This is a genomic window from Caulobacter sp. Root655, from assembly GCF_001427665.1.
Lineage (GTDB): Bacteria > Pseudomonadota > Alphaproteobacteria > Caulobacterales > Caulobacteraceae > Caulobacter.
Genome location: NZ_LMHC01000021.1, coordinates 508,860 through 527,881, shown reverse-complemented (window position 1 = coordinate 527,881; position 19,022 = coordinate 508,860). Strand labels below are relative to the sequence as shown.

Below are 19,022 nucleotides of genomic sequence, written 5' to 3'. Positions count from 1 at the left end.
GGCTCGCAAAATGGAGACTCCAATGGAGATTCGCGAAGGGCTCACCTTCGACGACGTTTTGCTCGAACCCGGTCCGTCCGACGTCATGCCCACCCAGGTGACGACCGAGACCAAGTTCACGCGTGAAATCAGTCTGAACATCCCGCTCGTGTCCGCCGCCATGGACACGGTCACCGAAAGCCGGCTCGCCATCGCCATGGCCCAGGCCGGCGGCATGGGCATCCTGCACCGCAACATGACGGTGGACGAACAGGCCGACCACGTACGCGAAGTGAAGCGTTACGAAAGCGGCATGGTCATCAATCCGCTGACCATCAATCCCGACACCACGCTGGCCGAAATCCGCGAGATCAAGGCCCGCCGCAAGATTTCGGGCTTCCCCGTCGTCGAGGCCAAGACCGGCAAGCTGGTCGGCATCCTGACCAATCGCGACATGCGCTTCGAGGGCGACGACAAGGTCCCGGCCTCGGCGCTGATGACCCGTGAGAACTTGATCACGGTCTCCGAAGGCATCGATCACCGCGAAGCGCGCGAACTGCTGCGCAAGCACAAGATCGAACGCCTGATCGTTGTCGATGACGCCTATCGCGCCGTCGGCCTGATCACCGTCAAGGACATCGAGAAGGCCCAGGCTCACCCCTTGGCCGCCAAGGACGACAAGGGCCGGCTGTTGGTCGGCGCGGCCTCGACAGTCGGCGACGCCGGTTTCGAACGCTCGATGGGCCTGGTCGAGGCCGGCGTGGACGTGGTGGTGATCGACACCGCCCACGGTCACTCCAGCCAGGTCACCCAGGCCGTCAGCCGCCTGAAGCGTGAAGTCAATCGCGTGCAGATCGTGGCCGGCAACATCGCCACCTACGACGCCGCCCGCGCCCTGATCGACGCCGGCGCCGACGCGGTGAAGGTCGGCATCGGCCCGGGCAGCATCTGCACCACCCGCATCGTCGCGGGCGTCGGTGTTCCGCAGCTGACCGCCGTGATGGAAGCCGTTCGCGCGGCCCGCGACAGCGGCACCCCGGTGATTTCGGACGGCGGTATCAAATATTCGGGCGACCTGGCCAAGGCCATCGCGGCCGGGGCTTCGACCGCCATGATGGGCTCGATGTTCGCCGGCACCGAAGAGGCGCCCGGCGAGGTGTTCCTGTACCAGGGCCGTTCATACAAGAGCTATCGCGGCATGGGCTCGGTGGGCGCCATGGCCCGTGGTTCGGCCGACCGCTACTTCCAGAAGGACATCACCGACAGCTTCAAGCTGGTGCCGGAAGGCATTGAAGGGCAAACACCTTTCAAGGGGCCGATCGCGCCGGTGCTGCACCAACTGGTCGGCGGTTTGCGGGCGGCGATGGGCTATGTCGGCGCGCCTGACATCTTGGAGTTCCAGAAGCGGGCCCGTTTCGTGCGGATCACCGGCGCCGGTCTGCGCGAGAGCCACGTCCACGACGTGATGATCACGCGGGAAGCGCCCAACTATCCGAGCGCGGTCTAGCGCGTGCGGATGGCCTTCGAGCTTCAGATGCTGGCCGCAGCGGTGGTCCTCGGCCTCGTCCACCTGTTCTGGGCGGCCGCGGCCGCCCAGCCGCAGCGGGGCTTGAAGTGGAACGTCGGCCCCCGCGACACGCCGGTGGAGCTCACGGGAATGGCGGGGCGCCTCGGGCGCGCCTTCGCCAACTTCCGCGAGACCTTCCCGTTCTTCGCCGCCGCCGTGCTGGTCGCCTATCTGGGCGGACGGCTCGGAACGCTCACGACTTGCGGAGCCGCGCTCTATGTTGGCGCGCGGGCGGTCTATGTCCTTCTTTATGCCCTCGGCGTGCCGGTTGTCCGCTCGCTGGTCTGGCTTGCTTCCACGGTGGGCCTCGGCCTGATCCTGGCGGCCTTGGTGATCTGAAAACAAAATGCGTGACGGCGGCAGACTGACAGCGGCGATCGAGGTTCTCACCGAGATCGAGACGCTCCATTTTCCTGTACGGATGGCGCTGAAACGCTGGGGCGAGAGCGCCCGCTACGCCGGCTCCAAGGACCGGGCCTTCGTGTCGGGCCTGGCGCTGGACGCCCTGCGCCGCAAGCGTTCGCTGGGCTGGATGATGGGCGACGACAGCGCCCGGGGCGTGGTGCTGGGCGTGCTGGCCCATGACTGGGCCTGGTCCGCCGAGCGTATCGCCGAGGCCGCGGGCGAGGAGCATGGCCCCGGCGCGCTGACCGAGGCGGAACTGTCCAGCATCGCCGCGCCGCGCTCGATTGCCGACGCCCCGGCCCCCGTCGCCGGCGACTACGCCGACTGGCTCGAACCCTTCCTGAGCCGCGCCCTGGGCGAGGGCAGGGCGGCCGAGATGGCGGCGCTGTCGCAGCGCGCTCCGGTCGACCTGCGCATCAACCTGCTGAAGACCGACGTGCCGCGCGGCGGCAAGGCTGTCGCCGCCATCGGCGCCGAGCCGGCCGGCGTTCTGGACGCCGCCTTCCGCATCGCCGCGCCCCAGGCCGCCGACCGCACCCCGTCGGTCGAGGCCGTGCCGGCCTTCTCCAAGGGCTGGTTCGAGGTCCAGGACCTCGGCTCTCAGATCGCCGCCGCCACGGCCGGGCCGATCAAGGGCAAGCAGGTGCTCGACTTCTGCGCCGGGGGCGGGGGCAAGACGCTCGCGCTCGCCGCCGCCATGGGCAACAGCGGCCAGATCTACGCTCACGACAGCGACGCCCGCCGCCTGGCCGACACCATTCGCCGCTCGCAGCGTGCCGGGGTGCGCAACCTGCAGATCCGCTCGCCGATCGAGGGCGAGCCGCTGAAGGGCCTGGAAGGCAAGCTGGACCTGGTGTTCGTCGACGCCCCTTGCACCGGCTCGGGCACTTGGCGGCGTCACCCCGACGCCAAGTGGCGCCTGTCGCCCGACCAACTGGCCAAGCGCCAGATCGAACAGGACGCGGTGCTGGCCGACGCGGCCGACTTCGTGAAGGTCGGCGGTCGGCTGATCTATGTGACCTGCTCGCTGCTGGTCGAGGAGAACGAGGACCGCGTCGCGGCCTTCATCGAACGCCACCCCGGTTTCGCCGCGACGCCTGTCACGCTCGATGGCGTGCAGGAGCACATCACGCCGCAAGGCTATCTGCGCCTGACGCCCAAGAGCGCCGGCACGGACGGCTTCTTCGCGGCGGTGCTGGAGCGGCGCGCATGAGACTGGGCGCGGCGATCGCCAGTGCTGCATTTGCCTTGGCGATCGCCGATCCCGCCTGCGCCGAAGACCGGTTTGTCGTCAATCAGAGCTCCATCGGCTTCAAGCCAGGCACGACTGAATTCGCGAACCCTTCCGCGCCCGACTTCGCGAGCATGGCGAAGGCTGTAAACGGCTACAAACCCCGCCTGTTGGTCGCGGCGACCGGCGGGGCCGATCGGGAATTGTCAGGGGGGCGTATAGGTCGTGTCGTCGCCGAACTGATGGCCGCCGGCGTTTCGCCTCTCCAGATCGAGACCGATCCAGGCCCGTTAGACCGGGCTTTCTTGTCGGCGCCCTTGGGCGACGGCGTGACCGTCCAGTATTCGGTGGCCGTCGACGCCGACCACCCGCCGCCGACCGGCGTTCCCCTGCCGCCACCTCCACCGCCCACGCCATCCAAGCTTCCGGAAGTCCACCTCGATGACCACTGAACCCCATCACCAGCGTGTCCTGATCGTCGATTTCGGCAGCCAGGTGACCCAGTTGATCGCCCGCCGGGTGCGCGAGGCCGGCGTCTATTGCGAGATCCATCCATTCGACAAGGCCGAGGCCGTCATCGACGACTACGCCCCGTCGGCGATCATCCTCTCGGGCGGTCCGGCCAGCGTGCTGGAGGCCGACAGCCCCCGCATCGGCCGCAAGCTGTTCGACCATGGCGCGCCGCTGCTGGCCATCTGCTACGGCCAGCAACTGTTGTGCGACGTGCTGGGCGGCAAGGTCGAGGGCGGCCACGCCGGCGAGTTCGGCCGCGCCGAGATCGTCATCGGCAAGGAAAGCCCGCTGTTCGCCGGGATCGGCGCGGTCGATCACCGCGAACCGGTGTGGATGAGCCACGGCGACCGCGTGGTGGCCATTCCCGAAGGCTTCGAGGTCATCGCTACTTCGGTCGGCGCGCCGTTCGCGGCCATCGGCGACGAGGCGCGCAGGATGTACGCCGTGCAGTTCCACCCCGAGGTGGTCCACACCCCGCGCGGGGCCGAGATCTACCGCAACTTCCTGTTCGGGATCGCCGGCCTGAAGGGCGACTGGACCATGGCGTCGTTCCGCCAGGAGATGGTCCAGAAGATCCGGGCCCAGGTCGGGACCGGCAAGGTGATCTGCGGCCTGTCGGGCGGCGTCGACAGCTCGGTGGCCGCCGTGCTGATCCACGAGGCGATCGGCGATCAGCTGATCTGCGTGTTCGTCGATACGGGCCTCTTGCGCCTCAACGAAGCCGAGCAGGTCGTCACCCTGTTCCGCGATCACTACAACATCCCGCTGATCCATGTGGACGCCGGCGCGGAGTTCCTCGGCGCCTTGGCCGGAGTCAGTGATCCCGAGACCAAGCGCAAGATCATCGGCGGCAAGTTCGTCGACATCTTCGACCGCGAGGCGGCCAAGATCGACGGCGCCGACTTCCTGGCCCAGGGCACGCTCTATCCCGACGTGGTCGAGAGCGTCTCGGCCCGCGGCGGCCCCTCGGCGGTGATCAAGAGCCACCACAATGTTGGCGGCCTGCCCGACTTCATGAAGCTGAAGCTGGTCGAGCCGCTGCGCGAACTGTTCAAGGACGAGGTCCGCGCCCTGGGCGTCGAACTGGGTCTGGCCCCGGCCTTCGTCGGCCGCCACCCGTTCCCCGGTCCGGGCCTGGCCATCCGTATCCCCGGCGATATCACGCCGGAGAAGGTGGATGTGCTGCAGCAGGCCGACGCCATCTATCTGGACGAGATCCGCAAGGCTGGCCTCTACGACAAGATCTGGCAGGCCTTCGCCGTGCTGCTTCCGGTCAAGACGGTGGGGGTGATGGGCGACGCCCGCACCTACGAGAACGTCCTGGCCCTGCGCGCGGTGACCTCGACCGACGGCATGACCGCCGACTTCTTCGAGTTCCCCTGGGACGTGCTGGGCAAGACCGCCACCCGGATCATCAACGAGGTCCGCGGCGTCAATCGCGTCGTCTACGACGTGACGTCCAAGCCTCCCGGCACGATCGAATGGGAGTAGGTCAACGACGTTCCGCGACGATCGATAGTGCGTCTTAAATCACTGAAACAAAATGTGTTTTCTATCTTTTGGGAGCGCTGGTTATCGCCAGCGCTCTTTTCATTTGTCGGCGCCGGTGATGGCATCGGTCAGGGGCTTGTCCGATTGATTCCAGACGCGCGTCGGTGTCGACGCGCAGATCAATGTCGCCGTCCGAGGCGTCCTGGCGCCGCCAAGAGTAATGCCGGGCATCGAGAGACCTGCCTTGAACAGCTTGGTCGTGAACAAGGACTTCAGCATCGGTTGCATCAATCGACGCGGCTCGAGAGTAAGCCTCCGCCTTCACCTATGTGATGTTTGAGGCCGGTCCAGCTTCGACCTTGAAGGACGGACGCCGCAACCCGACCAGTGACCTCATCCCAGCTGAGGTTCCCGCATGATTTCAACGACCGTTGCTACGCGCGATGTCCAAGCCTGCCAACGCACCGACGCGATCGTTGTCGGCGCCGGCTTTGGCGGGATGTACGCCGTCCACCGCCTGCGCCGAGAAGGCCTTTCGGTTCTTGGCCTGGAAGCGGGCGGTAACGTCGGCGGCACATGGTACTGGAATCGCTATCCTGGGGCGCGTTGCGACGTCACGAGCATTGACTACAGCTACGCCTTCTCGGAAGCGATCGAGCAGGAATGGACCTGGAGCGAGACGTTCGCGGCCGGCTCGGAAATCCTGGCCTACGCAAGCTTCGTCGCCGATCGGCTCGATCTCCGTTCGGCCTACCGTTTTGACGCGCGGGTGCACGCAATCGCTTTCGACGATCATCGCCGCGTCTGGGTGCTTGCGACGGACGACGGGGAGCGGTTCGAGGCCGACCACCTGATCATGGCCACGGGCCCGCTGTCGCTGCCCAAGCCCATCGATATTCCGGGCGCCGACAGTTTCAAGGGCGAACTCTACCGCTCGGGCAAATGGCCCCACCATGAGGTCGATTTCCGCGACAAGCGCGTGGGCGTGGTGGGCACCGGATCTTCGGGAATCCAGATCGTCCCGGTGGTCGCCGAGACTTGCCAGTCGCTGTCGGTCTTCCAGCGGACGCCGAGCTTCACTCTGCCAATGCGCAATCGGGTAGTCTTCGACGACTTCGCTGTGCAACTGAAGGCCAATATGCCGGGGCTTCGCGCGGTGGCGCGCAACACCTTCACCGGCGGCGTTCGGCCGCTCTCGACCCGGCCGCTGTTCAGCGTCAGCGTCGAGGAACGCAATGAGCTCATGGAGGACGCCTGGAGCAAGGGCGCGCTCTATTTCCTGGGCCTCTTTTCCGACCTGCTGACCAACGCCGCCGCCAACGAGGTGGTCGCCGAGTTCGTGCGCGGCAAGATCAGCGAGACGGTTGACGATCCGGTCACCGCCGAGAAGCTCAAGCCGCGCGGCTATCCAATCTTCGCGCGCCGGCCGTGCCTGGACACCGAGTACTACGAAGCGTTCAACAAGCCGCACGTCTCATTGGTGGATTGCTTCGAGGAGCCGATCCGCGGGTTCACCGAGACCGGCCTGGAAACGACCAAGCGTCGCATCGACCTCGACGTCATCATCATGGCGACCGGCTACGATGCCGATGCTGGCCATCGACATCACCGGCCGTGGCGGCGTCAGGCTCGGCGACGTCTGGCGTGACGGCCCGAGATCCTACCTGGCCCTGCTGATGCACGGCTTCCCCAATCTGTTCATCATCGGCGGCCCCAACGGTCCCTCGATCCTGGCCAACTACATTCGCCTGGACGAGATCAACGTCGACTGGGTGGTGGACTGCATCCTCCACATGCGCCGTGAGGGCTTGGCGACGATCGAGGCCACCCCGGAAGCGGTGACCCGCTGGGGCGACACGGTAGGGGCGATCGCCGACCGGACGCTCTATGTGAAGGCCGACACTTGGTACACGGGGGCGAATATCGAGGGCAAGCCGCGCGGGTTCTATGTCTTCGCGGGCGGGCTCAACCGCTATGCCGAGATTTGCGCGGCTGTGGCGGCGGCCGGATACGAGGGCTGCAGCTTCTCCGTGCGTGAAAACATGGCCTGACAAGGATCGGGCGCCGCCATTAGCGGCGCCCGATTTGCCCCGGGGGCGCTGGCCTAGGGGGTGACGCGTTCCAGGAACGCGTAGATTGGATCGTCGGGGAAGCGTCCACCCACCGGCGTGCGATTACCGAAGCGCTCGGGATGGGAGCCGGGCGTCGGCGCACTCTTTTCGATCCAATCGAAAACCACTTGGCGGTCGGCGATGCGCCAGTCGCCGGCGCGCTTTTCGAACCAGTCGAGATAGCGTCCGCACATATGGAGGACGACAAGGGCGCCATCGTCGTCGGGCTGCCGGTGCAGGGCGGTAAACGAGGACTCGACCGCCGCTGCCGCGTCACCCTGGAACCTGATCATCACGTTGTGCACGTGGTGGACGCTGCGTTCGATGTGCGGAAGCACCTTCATGGCCCAGTCGACGAATCCAGCCGCAGTGCCCTCGAAGGCGCCGTGCTGATCTCGGCCTTCCGGCCAGGCCACCGACCGCAGGGTCGCCTCATCCATGCGGTCGATGCCGCGGCAATAGCGATAGAGACACTCGCGGATCTGCTCGCGATCCCAGAGCTCCTGCACGTTCGGTTGGTCTGGCATGGCTCGGGTCTCTCTGACTTGATCGGGACTTTAGAGGGAGTCGAACGCGTCGCCGGCGTCGCCGAACGCCATCCATCCACCATCGACGCTCAGCGTCGCGCCGGTAATGTAGCTGGCGGCTGGCGAAGCTAGGAAAGCTATGGCGCGGGCGACCTCGGATGGGTCGCCAAGACGACCAATCGGCGCCCGCCTGACGATCTTGTCGAACTGGGCCCGCCCTGTCGACTTCAGGGCCAGCACCGCCGGGGTCTCGATATAGCCGGGCGCGACGGTGTTCACACGAATGCCCGCCAAGGCCCATTCGCAGGCTAGGCTTCTGGTCATCATCGTGACGGCGGCCTTGGCGGCGCAATAGGCGTTGCGCCGGGGCAGGGCGCCCAGGCCCGCGATCGAGCCGAGATTGACGATCGCGCCGCCGCCGGTCATCGCGCGCGCCGCCGCCTTGGCCGTGGCCAGGGAGCCGGTGAAGTTGACGTCGTAGACGCTGGTGAAGTCCTCGGCGCTCTGGTCCAGGGTTGGCTTGAAGACGTCGGCGGCGCCGGCGTTGTTGACCAGGACGTCCAGTCGACCCCAGCGCGCCGTGGCCGCCTCGAACGCGGCGTCGATCGCCGCGACATCGGTCACGTCGGCTTGCACGACAAGGTGATCGTCGCCCAGCGCCGCGGCGAGCGCCCTTGCGCCATCCTCATCGCGCTCGATGACCAGTAGGCGGTCGCCGGTGGCCTTGAAGAGGTCGACGACGCAGCGCCCGATCCCGCGCCCGCCGCCGGTGATCGCCGCGATGCGAGGCGATCGGTGTTCCGAAATCGGCGCGGGCGCGGACGAGGCCGGTCCAGCGCCGCCATAGATCGTGTAGCCGCCGTCGACGACGAGGGTCGCGCCGATGACATAGCTGGCGTCGTCGCTTGCCAGGAAGAAGATGCCTTCGGCCATCTCCTCGGGCTCGCCCATTCGCCCGGCCGGGATGCGGGCCAGGACCGTCGAAGGGTCTAGAAGGCCTCGATCGAGCTGGTCCTGCACCATCTGGGTGCGGGTGTAGCCCGGCAAGACTGCATTGACCCGGACGCCGTGCCTCGCCCACTCGCAGGCCAGAGTCCGGGTCAAGGAGATCACCGCCGCCTTGCTGGCGCTGTAGCTGGTGCGCTTGGCCAGGGCGACGAGCCCCGCGCCTGAGGCGAGGTTGACGATGGCGCCGTGGCCCTGAGCCGTCATGATGCGCCCGGCTTCGCGCGCGGCCAGGAACGCGCCCGTCACATTGATCGACTGCAGCCAACGCACCTCGTCCGCCGTCTGGTCGAGGGTCGCGGTCGGCTGCGGATCCGTCACACCGGCGTTGTTGATCAAGACGTCCAGACGGCCAAACTCGTGCAAGGCCCTAGCGAAGCCATCGCGAACCTGCGCTTCGGACGAGACGTCCATGGCGATAGCGACATGGCCCGCGCCCAGGCTGATCACCCGCTCGGCGGCTCGTTCGAAATCGCGATCCGCGATCAGCACCCGATCGCCCGCGCGTGCGAAGCGCTGGGCTGCCGCCCAGCCGATCCCATCGGCTCCACCCGTAACCAGAACGACGCGCGGCGTTGTTTTGGAGGTCATGCTGTACTCGGCTTCGAAGGAGGCGCCAGGCGGCGCTCATCACGGAGCCTAGCAGCGGTCGAAGGCCGCTCACCCCGACGCGACCGAGGCTATCGAATATTCCTTATGTGATGTGACGCGTGATGGCGGGCTTGATGACGTCGCACCGCCGCAAATGGCTACGAATTCGGCGAAACGGTCCGCGACCGACGACAGGGCAAGGAAGAAAAGATGTCGTGCTTGAAGATTGAGGTCGAAGACTTCGTAGCGACGGTGACGCTCGCCAACCCCCCGGTCAACTCCGCCAGCGTCGAAATGATGCTCGAGCTGACCGCGGCCTTTGACGCCTTCAACGAGAGCAGCGACGTGCGCGCCGTGCTCTTGACCGCCGAGGGCAAGACGTTCTGCGCCGGCGCCGACCTGAAGAACCGTCCTGGCCCCGATGCGCCGGCCGGCACGGCCTATGCGCGGCAGCGCATGGCGCGCGAGATGAGCTGGTCGATGGTCGAGTGCAGCAAGCCCATCGTCGTCGCCGTCAACGGCGCGGCTCTGGGCGCCGGTCTTGGCATCGTGGCCAGCTGCGACATCATCGTGGCCTCCGAGCGCGCCGTGTTCGGCCTTCCCGAGATCGACGTCGGCCTGGCCGGCGGCGCCAAGCACGCCCTGCGCTTTATTCCCCACTCGCTGGCGCGGCGCATGGTGCTCACCGGCTGGCGAGTGCCGGCCGAGGAGCTCTATCGGCGCGGGCTGATCGAGGCGGCTTTGCCGCACGAGGAACATCTCGACTACGCCCGCACCATCGCCAAGCAAATCGCCAGCAAGAGCCCCATCGCGATCGCCGCGGCCAAGGACAGCCTAAACGTCATCGACAATCTCAGCCTGCGCGACGGTTATCGCTACGAACAGGGTAACACCCTGAAACTGTCGAAGAGCGAGGACGCCAAGGAAGCGGTCAAGGCCTTCATCGAAAAGCGCCCGCCGGTGTTCCAGGGCAAATAGCGCGCGGCCCCGCGCCTGGCCTTCTGGCCGTGCGCGGGCCGTAGCCCCTACGGGTTGGCGACGATCCGCCGAAGAAGCGGCGAGGCGACGCCGGCCGTGTTTCGAATACGGGCCCAACGCTCCAGGCTCGCAAGCGGATCGCAGGTGTGCGTCCGGGCCATGTAGAGCGGACCGCCGCGCCACTTCGGGAAGCCGAGTTGCGCCATCCACACCGCGTCGACCAGGCTTGGCGACAGATCCGGGCGCGCTTCGAGCAAATGGGCCGCGCCGTTGATGGCGGCCATCAGGCAGCGCTCGACGATGACGGTGTCGTCAACAGAGACACGAGCGCACCGCTGGAACGTGGCGGACGCCCGCAGAAGCCGCTCAACCTCGGGCTCGAAGGTGTAGCGGCCATCGCTCCCGTGCCGATACCAGCCCGGCGCATCGGGACCCCCGGTCCGTCCCTCGTCGGTCATCAGGTCCAGGGTCGGTGAATAGGTGATCCAGTCCTCGCCGTTGGCGAGGCCGTCCTGGCGACGGAAGACGGCCTCCATGCCATGACGATCGGACCGCAGGAACGGACCCTCGCGGAATCCGAATTTTTGAAGCTCCCGGTCGATCTGGCTGGGCGTGGCGCCTTCGTCCAGCAAATGGATAGCCTCGCGGAACAGGGGCCATGCCAGTTCGTGGGCCAGGTTCGTCATGGCTCCCGCGCGCGATAGCGCCGCCTGGCCGCGCTCAGCATAGGTCAAGGCTTGGGCTTCGGGCGACGCGGCGAAGGCGACGTCCAGTCGATCGATCTCGGCGCGGGCGCGCTTGGCTGGCGTCTGCAAGGCGAACTCGAGGGCCCGCAAGAGCGTCATCGGCGCGGTCTGATCTGGCGCTTCCCGGCGAACCTTGGCGCGCAGCCCATAGATCCTGGCGGTGACGACTTCCGGCTCGGCGCGGATCGTGGCCTTGCGCTGTCCACTGAAGCCGGAGGCGAGCTTCTCGGCGACGTGGATGAGGTCGCGGGCGGCCACGAGATCGACGAGGCCATGCTCGACGGCCGCCTTGCTGTCCCACACGACGTTGAAGACGGCCAGGTCGGCCGCGCGCTCGACCTCGACCAGGAGCGCCAGGCGGATCAGCGTCTCGGCGGCCGGCAGATGGCCCTCGCTCCGGGCAAGGTTCGAGAAGGTGGCGTTGGGCGAGACAACTCGGGCCGCGCAAGCCAGGGCCAGTTCCAGGCCCGAGCCGGTCACGGCGCCAGATAGCGCGGCGATGACCGGCTTGGTCGAGCCCGAGATCGCCGCATAGACGGCCGAGCGACTGTCGCCGGGCGCGGCTTGGGCGTCGAGCATGTCGTTGAAAAGGCGACGGCCGCGCAGGACGATAGCGCTGATATCGGGATCTTCGCCCAACTCGGCGATCTTATCGATAAAGGCTCGGGCGTGCGCCGCATCCCAACTACAGGGCGGCGGGCAGTCGAGCTTGAGATGCGCGACCTGACGCCGTGGCGACAGCGCGGGGTGAGTGGCTTGGCCGATCGAGACGCCGAGCGCTGACCGGCCGGTCATTCCCAGTCCCATGTTTCCTCCAACCGGTTGCGTGCTGCAGTCCGCTTCAAGCGGTTTTTCCGGTTCGACGCGCGCCGGAGCACTCGTCATGAACTCATGACAGCACGCGGGGCGAACCACTGAAAGCGGCCATCCGGTCGCGGCTTCCACTATCGCGTATGTGAAAAGGCGCCGCTGGCGCGGGGCGGTTCAGGGGAGGCGGACAATCCGCCCCTATGGTCTGGCCAAGAGCCCATCGGACAATAGGAAAAGCCATGCTCGGCCTGATGCAGGATACGCCTCTGACGCTGTCCTCGCTGCTTGATCACGCAGCTCGGTTCCATGGTGAAGTCGAGATCGTCTCCAAGGATCCCGGCGGCCTGACCCGCAGCAACTATGCGCAGGTCGCCAAGCGCGCTCGGAAACTCGCCGCGGCGCTGCGGCGCCGGGGGCTCAAGGAAGGCGATCGCGTCGCCAGCCTGGCCTTGAACACGATCCGTCACCTGGAACTCTATTATGGGGTCACTGGGGCTGGCGGGATCTTGAACACCGTCAATCCACGTCTCTTCCCCGAGCAAATCCTGTTCATCCTGCGGCACGCCGAGAACCGGATGGTGTTCTTCGACCCGGCCTTCGGAAAGCTGCTCGAACCGCTGGCCGCTCAAGCGCCCAACGTTGAAACCTATGTCTGTCTCTCCAGCGTGCAGGAGATGCCTGACCTGCTGCTGCCCAACCTCGTCTGCTACGAAGACCTGATGGACGTGGAGGCCGAGGGCGCCTGGACCCCCGTGTCGGAAAACGCCGGCGCGATCCTCTGTTACACCTCCGGGACGACGGGCGATCCGAAGGGTGTGCTCTACAGCCACCGGTCTCTCGTCCTGCATGCTTTCATCGCCACGAGCGCGGACGGCATGGCCGTCTCCCGGCGCGACAGCATCCTTCTGGTGACTCCACTCTTCCATGTGAACGCCTGGGGGATTCCGTTCAGCGCCGCGATGTGCGGCGCCAAGCTCGTGCTTCCCGGGGCGGCGGTCGACGGCGAAAGCCTCTTCAACCTGATGCGCGCCGAGCGCTGCACCTTCAGTCTGGGGGTGCCGACCGTCTGGCTCGGCTTTCTCGACTACGTCGCTACGCACCGGGAGGAACTGGACCTGTCGGGCCTGGCTCTCGAGCGTATCCTGGTCGGCGGCTCGGCCGCGCCGCGCAGCCTGATCGAGCGCTTCGACTACATGCTTGGCGTCTATGTCATCCATGCCTGGGGCATGACCGAGACCAGCCCGCTGGCGACCGTCGGAACGCCGCTGCCCGAGCATGCCTTCCTCGATCGCCAGGCTCGATACGATATCCAGGCGCTCCAGGGTCGCGCGATCTACGGCGTGGACCTGAGGATCGTGGACGCCGATGGCGCGCCCACGCCGCATGACGGCGTGGCGGTCGGCGATCTCCAGGTTCGCGGGCCTTGGGTGGTGCAGCGCTATTTCAAAGGCGAGGCGCCGGCCACCACCGAGGACGGCTGGTTCCCGACCGGCGACGTCGCCAAGATCCATCCCAACGGCTACCTGCAACTCACCGACCGGTCCAAGGACGTCATCAAGTCAGGCGGCGAGTGGATCTCCTCGGTCGACCTGGAGAACGCCGCGATCGCCCATCCGGACGTGCGCGAAGCCGCCGTGATCGGCGTGCCGCATCCCAAGTGGCAGGAGCGGCCCTTGCTGATCATTGTGCCAACGCCCGAGAGCATGCCGAACAAGGCGGAGATCCTCCAGTTCCTCGCCTCGCGCGTGGCCCGCTGGCAGGTCCCCGACGACGTCGTGATCGTCGACGCCCTGCCGCACACCGCGACCGGCAAGCTGCTGAAGTCGAAACTGCGTGAGACCTATCGGAGCTACCTCGACGAGGCGACGGAGCCGGCCTGAGCCGTCTTGCGTCAAGCCTCGGGCGCGGCGTAGCGCCTGAGGCTCTCGCCGTATTCGGCAATGCCCGCGTTCATGATGGCGACGATCTCGCTCTTGTGTCCCGCGATCCGGCTGTTCAGGCCGCCGACGCCCAGTGTCAGCTGAACGCCATGCGGCGCGGCCGGCAACGGCATGGCGATCGCCGCCGCGTTTGGGAAAGGAAAGGCGGCCAGTAGGCTGTAGCCTTCGCGGCGAACCCAAGCCAATTGTTCCTGCAACTGGGGAATGCCGATGCGATCGCCGGTTCCTCCGAGATAGGCGTTGATGTGGCGGCAAAGCTTGTCGACCGCCTTGGCCTGCATCCGGCTCATCAGGACGAGACCCGCCGCCGAGTGCGGCAGCACGCGCATGCTGCCCTCGGCCAGCGCCACCTTGTGCGGATGGGTGGGTTGGATGATCCGCAGATGCTGGATGAAGATGTCGTTCTGCGACGAGATCACCACCGTCTCGTTGGTCTGTTCGAAGATGCTCGAGACCAGGCGGTCGATGTCGCCGGCCCCGAACAGGTGGTGATTGACCCAGTCGCCCAGCGCCGCGACCCGAGGGGTCGGGAAATAGGTGCGCGAGGCGCGGTCATAGTTGAGGTAGCCCAGAACGACCATGCTCTTCAGGAGCGTCGTCGTGCTCGATTGCGGGTAACCCAGTTTCTCGAAAATATAGGTCAGGCGCAGGGGTGTGCGCTGCTCCTGGAAAAGCTCCAGAATCTCAAGAGTACGAGCGGCGGATTTTATAGGATCTCGGCGCATCGAAGGGGTTCCAGGTCGTGACGGATCAAGTCTGCCATCAGTCGTGGTTAGACCGTCGACTTCAGCGCCTGTCCAGCACTCCTGTACATATGTGATATTTCCGGAGGCTGCCCCTGGGCGGTGGCGCGGCCTGACTCGCCACCTGCATCGCATCCCGACGACGCGAACAGGGCCTTGGCGCAACTGATTCAACGCCACGCCTCACAACCCTCAAAAAAGGCCCGGCCATGGTTGGCGGCGGTCGAAAGGCCGTCGTCTTTTTACGAGAGCATCACATCGGTGATGTTGCCGCCGCCACCGGCCGAGGACCGGGCGGGGCGGGGGAGCCGGGCTAAGCATGACGATGGCGCCGCCCGCGCGTGTGCGGGTCATGGCGCTGGCCGACAAGGCATGATTTCAAGACGGAGGAGGGAACGATGGGTGGTCGCCTAAAAGGACGAGTCGCCGCGGTGACGGGCGCTTCGAGAGGCCTGGGGCGGGCGACCGCGGCCCTGCTGGCCGCCGAGGGCGCGATCGTGGCCCTGCTGGACCTCAAGAGCCACTGGGCTCAGGCCGCGGCGGACGAGATCGTCGCCGCCGGCGGCCAAGCGCTGGGCCTGGGTTGCGACGTGTCCGACCGCGAGGCTCTGATCGCGACCCTGGGCTCGGTCAACGACCAGTTCGGTCGATTCGACGTCCTCGTGAACAACGCCATGTGGAACGTCTACGAGCCGCTCGCCGACATCCGCCCTGAAAGCCTGGACCGCATGATCGGGGTCGGCTTTTCCGGCGTGATTTGGGGCATGCAGGCCGCCGCGCCGCTCATGGCGGCCTCCGGCGGCGGCTCGATCGTCAATATCGCGTCCGTCAGCGCGTTTCTCGGCATCCCGAACGGCATCGCCTATTGCGGCGTCAAGGCGGGGGTCACGGGCCTCACCCGCGCGGCGGCCGCTGAGCTGGGATCGGTGAACATCCGCGTCAATGCCGTGGCCCCGTCAACGGTGGACACCGAGGGCGTGCGTCGGGTGGTCTCCGAGGATCGCATCGCCAAGCGCGTCGACCAGACGCCGCTGGGACGTCTTGGCTCGACCGACGACATCGCCAAGGCGGTCCGTTACCTAGCCTGCGAAGACAGCGACTTCGTCACAGGCCAGGTTCTCACGGTGGATGGCGGCCTTGCGACCGCGCTTTCCTAAGAACCTAGGCCGCGACCGCGCCGGGCTCCAGGCTTGCCGCTAGCTCGGCGCGGTGATGGTCCGCGTTGCCGAACGCCATGTCGATCATGATCAGGCGCTTCAGATAATGGGCTACGGCCAGTTCCTCGGTGAAGCCCACGCCACCATGCAACTGCACCGCCTGGCGGCCGACATAGAGGCTCGTCTGACCAACACGAGCCTTCGCCGCGGAGATGACCTTCTTCCGCTCGGCCGCATCGCCCGACAGCGCGATGGTCGCCAGGTACATCATCGACCTGGCTTCCTCGCAGGCGATCGCCATGTCGACGGCGCGATGCTGCAGCGCCTGGAACGAACCAAGAGTCTGGCCAAACTGCTTGCGCGTCTTGAGGTATTCCAAGGTCATCTCGTGCACGGCGTCCATGGCGCCGACCGCTTCGGCCAGGCGCGCGACGACGCCGTGGTCCACCGCTTGGCGAAGCAGGCCGAAGCCGTCGCCGAGGCGGCCGATGAGGCTCTCGCCCGACACGAGAACGCCGTCGAGCTTGAGGCTGGCGTTGTGGCGATTGTCCATGGCCCGGCTGCGTGCGACCGTCAGGCCCTCCGCCTTGGCCGGCGCCAGGAATAGGCTGATCCCGCCCTCGCTGTCGTCCGCGCCGGCGGTCCGGGCCGGAACGATGAACCAATCGGCCGAGGCGCCGTCCAGGGCGTGGCTCTTCTCGCCGGTGAGGCGATATCCGCCCTCGACGACCTCAGCGCGGGTGGCGATCCGATGAATATCGAAACGCCCGCCCGGTTCGGCATCGGCGAGGCTGACCAGCACGCCGCCTTCAACTAGGCTGGGCATGAAGCGTGCGCGAACCTCGTCTGTCGCCGCGGCCAGCAAGACGGGCGCGATCACGCACGCCGAGATGTAGGGCTCGAGCATCAGGTAGCGGCCGAAAGCCTCGGCGACGACCATGGTGTCGACGGGGCCCCCGCCAAGGCCACCGTCTTCTTCGGGCGTCGTCAGGGCCAGCCATCCCAGATCGGCCATGCGCCGCCAGCTCGCCGCGTCGAAGGCCTCGCCGCGCTCGACGCGAGCGCGCCAGGCGGTGAAGTCGCCGTGATCGGCCCCATAGCGCCGGACGCTGTCCTTCAGTAGGCGCTGCTCTTCGGAAAGGTCGAAATTCATGGGGCCCTCAGAGACCTAGCGCCCGGCGGGCGATGATGTTGCGTTGGATTTCGTTGGATCCGCCGTAGATGCTGGTCACGCGGGAATAGACCATCCCCTTGGCGGGCCAGGCTTCCGGCGTTTCGAACGGGCCGAGTGGGGCGAACGCCATGGCGCCGTACCCTTGGAGCTCGACCCAGTATTCGGTGATCTGCTGCAGGAGCTCGGACCAGCGGATCTTGATCATCGAGGCCCGGGGACCGGAATCTTGGCCCGACGTCGCCTCGGCCATGGTGCGCATGACCATTGCCTCCAAAGCCATGACTTCCAGTTCGAACTGCGCCAGGCGATCGGCGACACGCGGGTCGTCAAGCAGGCGTGCGCCGCCAACGATGGTCTCGGCCGCGACCTGACGAGCCCCGCGCAACTGCTGGGCCAGGCGGGTCGTGGTGGCGGCGGTGACGCCGCGCTCGCGGTCGAGCAGAACCTTGCCGTAGCTCCAGCCCTTGCCTTCCTCGCCCAATAGAGCCGAGGCCGGCGCGCGCACGTCGTCGAGGAACACCTCGTTGGTGTGGTGAACCTCGTCCATGGTGATGACCGGGCGGATGGTGACGCCGGGGGTGTCGATGTCGATGAGGAACAGTGAAATGCCAGCCTGCTTGCGCGCGTCCGGATCCGTTCGCGCCAGCAAGAACATCCGGTTGGCTACGTGCGCGTAGCTCGTCCAGGCCTTCTGGCCGGAGATCACGTAGTCGTCGCCGTCGCGCACGGCGCGAGTCGATAGCGAGGCCAGGTCCGAGCCCGCGTTCGGTTCGGAGTAGCCCTGACACCACCAGTCGTCGCCCGAGACGATCGCCGGCAGGTATTTGGCCTTTTGCGCCTCGCTACCGAACGTGAAGATGATCGGGCCGATCAGCTCGAGGCCCTGGTGGAATTGGACGGGCGCGTCGGCGCGCGAGGCTTCCGTCTCGAAGATATAGAGCTGCGTCGGGTCCCAGCCGGCGCCGCCGTATTCTTTTGGCCACGACGGGGCGCCCCAGCCGCGGGCGTATAACAGGCGCTGCCACTGGGTGAACTCCTCCGGTTCAAGCCGCATGCCGGCGCGAACGCGGGATTTGAAGGACTCGGGGGTGTTTTCGGTGAAAAAGGCGCGCGCCTCCTCGCGAAAGGCGAGCTGCTCCGGGGTCAGATCAAGGTTCATGGTTCACTGTGGGTCAGAGGAAACAGCGCGCCTCGGCGATGCCGCGCACGCCAAGTCCGTGGAAGGCCAGGAGCCGGCCAGAAGCATCGACGTCGCTCTTGAGGCGCCCGCCGCTGTCGGAGATCGAGGTGACATAGAGAATGTCGAGGTCCTCCCCGCCGAACGCTGGGCACGAGGACAGCGGGGCAGGGCTCTCGAGGACGCGATCCAGGCGGCCTTGCGGCGAGATGCGGAGGAGCTTTTGAGCCTGGACAAGCGCGAGCCAGATGAAGCCTTCGGCGTCGACCGTGGCGCCGTCGGGCGCGCTGCCAAAGCCACTGGTCTCGAAGAAATCGCGCTTGTCGCCCAATGCGCCGGTCTTCGGGTTGTAGCTGAAGGCCCAGAGCATGTGCCGCAGGCTGTCGGCGAAATAGAGCGTGGTCCCATCCGGGCTGAAGCAGGTGCTGTTAGAGATTGCGATTGGATCCGTGGGCAAGATCTCCCAGGCTCCATCGGCCGAGAAACGGTAGAGCTTGCCTATGCGACCCGTTTCGAGATGGGTGCCCATCGTTCCGGTCACGAACCGACCCTGGCGATCGGCCTTGCCGTCATTGAAGCGCTCGTTCGGGGTCAGGGTTTCTGGCCGTGCGATCGCCGTGAACTCGCCGATGTCGAACCTAACGCGATAGGCGCCGTCCGTTAGGCCGGCGACCAGTTCGCCAGGCCGGCCAAGCACTATGCTTCCGATCGTCTTGGGGGCGGGGATGTGCGACTGCTCGCCGGTCGTCGGGTCGTGCCGCCAGATGGAGGGGGCGACGCTATCGACCCAATAGACCACGCGCGCGTCGCCGTCCCAGACCGGCGACTCCCCCAATCGGCAGCGCTCCTTGCCGACGATCTCGACAGTGAAGGTCAT

16 protein-coding genes and 1 pseudogene are annotated in these 19,022 nt (G+C 66.6%); 9 read left to right on the top strand and 8 right to left on the bottom strand.

Going from position 1 to position 19,022, the window contains the following annotated elements:
- Nucleotides 1-22 precede the first annotated feature (22 nt).
- Genes guaB through guaA form a run of 5 tightly spaced genes read left to right on the top strand, consistent with a single transcriptional unit; the run spans nt 23 to nt 5,186 of the window.
- Nucleotides 23-1,486 carry an IMP dehydrogenase gene (gene guaB, locus ASD79_RS13680; protein ID WP_056722508.1) on the top strand — a complete coding sequence of 488 codons (1,464 nt, stop codon included), beginning with the start codon at nt 23-25 and terminating at the stop codon, nt 1,484-1,486.
- A 3-nt stretch (nt 1,487-1,489) separates the two neighbouring features.
- The gene (locus ASD79_RS13675; protein WP_056722506.1) at nt 1,490-1,885 is read left to right on the top strand and encodes an MAPEG family protein; all 396 of its coding nucleotides are present in this window, start codon (nt 1,490-1,492) and stop codon (nt 1,883-1,885) included.
- A gap of 7 nt (nt 1,886-1,892) precedes the next feature.
- On the top strand, nt 1,893-3,164 hold the full coding sequence (locus ASD79_RS13670; RefSeq protein ID WP_056722504.1) for an RsmB/NOP family class I SAM-dependent RNA methyltransferase: 1,272 nt from the start codon (nt 1,893-1,895) through the stop codon (nt 3,162-3,164).
- Entirely contained in the window at nt 3,161-3,634 is a 474-nt protein-coding gene (locus ASD79_RS13665) for a hypothetical protein (RefSeq protein WP_056722501.1), read from the top strand. The genes ASD79_RS13670 and ASD79_RS13665 overlap by 4 nt, the downstream gene beginning before the upstream one ends.
- On the top strand, nt 3,624-5,186 hold the full coding sequence (guaA, locus tag ASD79_RS13660; RefSeq protein ID WP_056722499.1) for a glutamine-hydrolyzing GMP synthase: 1,563 nt from the start codon (nt 3,624-3,626) through the stop codon (nt 5,184-5,186). The genes ASD79_RS13665 and guaA overlap by 11 nt, the downstream gene beginning before the upstream one ends.
- A 99-nt stretch (nt 5,187-5,285) precedes the next feature.
- Here guaA and ASD79_RS13655 read toward each other — a convergent pair whose 3' ends face one another.
- The gene (locus ASD79_RS13655; RefSeq protein WP_156400497.1) at nt 5,286-5,474 is read right to left on the bottom strand and encodes a hypothetical protein; all 189 of its coding nucleotides are present in this window, start codon (nt 5,472-5,474) and stop codon (nt 5,286-5,288) included.
- Nucleotides 5,475-5,601: 127 nt separating this feature from the next.
- Here ASD79_RS13655 and ASD79_RS13650 point away from each other — a divergent pair.
- Nucleotides 5,602-7,237 (top strand): annotated as a pseudogene (locus ASD79_RS13650) (flavin-containing monooxygenase).
- Between the two features lie 53 nt (nt 7,238-7,290).
- On the opposite strand, the gene ASD79_RS13645 reads toward ASD79_RS13650, so the two are convergent.
- Nucleotides 7,291-7,824, bottom strand: a complete 534-nt coding sequence (locus tag ASD79_RS13645; protein WP_056722494.1) for a nuclear transport factor 2 family protein — start codon at nt 7,822-7,824, stop codon at nt 7,291-7,293.
- A gap of 30 nt (nt 7,825-7,854) precedes the next feature.
- Nucleotides 7,855-9,420: a glucose 1-dehydrogenase gene (locus tag ASD79_RS13640; protein WP_056722492.1), complete on the bottom strand. Its 1,566-nt coding sequence runs from the start codon at nt 9,418-9,420 to the stop codon at nt 7,855-7,857.
- A 210-nt stretch (nt 9,421-9,630) separates the two neighbouring features.
- Between ASD79_RS13640 and ASD79_RS13635 the strand changes: the two genes are divergently transcribed.
- Entirely contained in the window at nt 9,631-10,398 is a 768-nt protein-coding gene (locus tag ASD79_RS13635; RefSeq protein ID WP_056722489.1) for an enoyl-CoA hydratase/isomerase family protein, read from the top strand.
- A 47-nt stretch (nt 10,399-10,445) separates the two neighbouring features.
- Here ASD79_RS13635 and ASD79_RS13630 read toward each other — a convergent pair whose 3' ends face one another.
- Nucleotides 10,446-11,951 (bottom strand): 3-hydroxyacyl-CoA dehydrogenase family protein, encoded by a 1,506-nt coding sequence (locus ASD79_RS13630; protein WP_056722486.1) that lies wholly within the window; start codon nt 11,949-11,951, stop codon nt 10,446-10,448.
- A 242-nt stretch (nt 11,952-12,193) separates the two neighbouring features.
- Here ASD79_RS13630 and ASD79_RS13625 point away from each other — a divergent pair, with 242 nt between their 5' ends.
- On the top strand, nt 12,194-13,834 hold the full coding sequence (locus ASD79_RS13625) for a long-chain fatty acid--CoA ligase (protein WP_056722484.1): 1,641 nt from the start codon (nt 12,194-12,196) through the stop codon (nt 13,832-13,834).
- Nucleotides 13,835-13,845: 11 nt separating this feature from the next.
- Here ASD79_RS13625 and ASD79_RS13620 read toward each other — a convergent pair whose 3' ends face one another.
- Complete coding sequence (locus ASD79_RS13620) at nt 13,846-14,619, bottom strand: IclR family transcriptional regulator (protein WP_056722482.1); 774 nt, start codon at nt 14,617-14,619, stop codon at nt 13,846-13,848.
- A gap of 416 nt (nt 14,620-15,035) precedes the next feature.
- On the opposite strand from ASD79_RS13620, the gene ASD79_RS13615 reads away from it, so the two are divergent.
- Complete coding sequence (locus ASD79_RS13615) at nt 15,036-15,794, top strand: SDR family NAD(P)-dependent oxidoreductase (RefSeq protein ID WP_056722480.1); 759 nt, start codon at nt 15,036-15,038, stop codon at nt 15,792-15,794.
- Nucleotides 15,795-15,798: 4 nt separating this feature from the next.
- On the opposite strand, the gene ASD79_RS13610 is transcribed toward ASD79_RS13615, so the two are convergent.
- From ASD79_RS13610 to ASD79_RS13600, 3 genes are read right to left on the bottom strand one after another with little or no spacing between them, the layout of a single operon-like run.
- Entirely contained in the window at nt 15,799-16,947 is a 1,149-nt protein-coding gene (locus ASD79_RS13610; protein ID WP_056722478.1) for an acyl-CoA dehydrogenase family protein, read from the bottom strand.
- 7 nt (nt 16,948-16,954) lie between these two features.
- Nucleotides 16,955-18,127, bottom strand: coding sequence for an acyl-CoA dehydrogenase family protein (locus tag ASD79_RS13605; RefSeq protein ID WP_056722476.1), 1,173 nt, complete (start codon nt 18,125-18,127; stop codon nt 16,955-16,957).
- Nucleotides 18,128-18,140: 13 nt separating this feature from the next.
- Nucleotides 18,141-19,022 (bottom strand): SMP-30/gluconolactonase/LRE family protein, encoded by an 882-nt coding sequence (locus ASD79_RS13600; RefSeq protein WP_056722474.1) that lies wholly within the window; start codon nt 19,020-19,022, stop codon nt 18,141-18,143.